This window comes from Micromonospora sp. CPCC 205546 (assembly GCF_036902715.1).
Lineage (GTDB): Bacteria > Actinomycetota > Actinomycetes > Mycobacteriales > Micromonosporaceae > Micromonospora.
The window spans coordinates 1-1628 of the sequence record NZ_JBAKHL010000151.1; the positions used below are offsets into that span (position 1 = coordinate 1).

At 71.1% G+C, this 1628-nt stretch carries 1 protein-coding gene; it reads right to left on the reverse strand.

The window, feature by feature from the left end; all coding sequences use genetic code 11:
- Window positions 1-1575 (reverse strand): polyketide synthase dehydratase domain-containing protein (locus V6U77_RS29755; RefSeq protein ID WP_334610057.1); only part of this gene is annotated, 1575 nt, incomplete at its 3' end.
- Window positions 1576-1628 lie beyond the last annotated feature (53 nt).

Genomic DNA, 1628 nt, shown 5'->3' on the forward strand with positions numbered 1-1628 from the left:
CGACCCGAAAGCACCACCAAACAGGCCGAGCACGCGATCGCCGGGCCGGAACGCGTCCGACGCCGACTCCACCACCACCCCGGCACCCTCCGACCCGATCCCAACCTGGTCGACCATGCCCAGCGTCAACACGACATCCCGCAGGTTCAACCCAGCGGCACGAATCTCGACCCGCACCTCACCGGGAGCCAACGGCACCCGACCCGCACCACTGGCCACCGCCGCCACCGCATCGAACGACCCGCCCTCACCGACCACATCCACCAGCCAGTCACCATCCGGCAACACCACCGCCGCCGGCGACACGGCCACCGTCACCGGCGCCCACCACGACCCGTCACGCACCGCCACCTGCGACCCCCGACCGACCGCCTCCTGCACCAGACCGTCGTCGAACACATCAACATCCAGCAGCACAAAACGATCCGGATGCTCGACCTGCGCCGACCGCACCAAACCCCACACCGGCGCCTGCACCAGATCGACATCCTCGATGCCGTCCACCACGACGGCACGCTCGGTGACAACCACCAGCCGCTCGTCGTCAGCCGGCTCGGTGGCCAGCCACCGCCGGCAGGCGTCGTGCACGGCACCCACCACCTCGTGGACGGCCGCCGCCGGATCCTCCACGTCCGGCCGCGGGCACCGCAGGACGGTCGTGGACAGCACCGGGCCGTGCACGGCTTCGGCCGCCTGCCAGCGCAGTGCCAGCAACGGGATCTCGGTCGGCAGGACCGCGGGCCGCAGCACGATCCGGCCGATGGTCAGCAGCGGCATCCCCTCGGCCGAGGCGACGGTGACCCGGCGGTCGGCGGTGACGTGTGTCCGGGCGGCCTCGCCCGGCCCGTGCAGTGTCACGTCATGCAGGGAGAAGGGCAGCGCGACCTGATCGCTCGCGGCGGCAAGTGGCTGGATGGCCGCGTCGAGCAGCGCTGGGTGCAGCAGGTAGCCGTCGGAGTTGAGGCCGTCGACCGCGATCTCGGCGTAGTGGTCGCCGTCGTGCTGCCACAGGCGTTGCAGGCCCTGGAAGGCCGGCCCGTAGTCGTAGCCGCGGGCGCTGAGCGTTTCGTAGAAGTCGCCGGTGTCGAGCGGGTCGGCGGTGGCCGGCCGGTCCACGACGGGGGCGGCTCCCCGGCCCGTCGCGGTGAGCGTTCCGGTGGCGTGGTCGCTCCACTGGCCGTCTCGTTCGCACCGCACGGTCACCGTCGTGTCCTCGATGGTGATCTGCACCGTGACCGGTTCGTCGGTGACGATGATCGGCGCCAGCAGCGTCAGTTCCTCGATCACCGGCAGACCGGCCCATCCGGCGGCCGTCAACACCGCCTCCAGCAGCACCGTGCCGGGCAGCAGGACCGTACCGGAGACGCTGTGATCAGCCAGCCACGGCATACGGCGCAGCCCGATCGACCCCGAAGCCACCACGCCGTCCGGGGTCGGCACCCGCGCCTCCAACCACCCATGACCGGTCCTGCCAACCGCATCATCGGCGACCAGCCAGTACCGCTCATGCTGGAACGGATACGTCGGCAGATCCGCCACCACGTGCCGCTGCGGGAACAGGCTCGCCCAGTCCACCGGCACACCGTGGCTCCACACGAGCCCGGCGTTGCGCAGGAACTCCGCCCAAC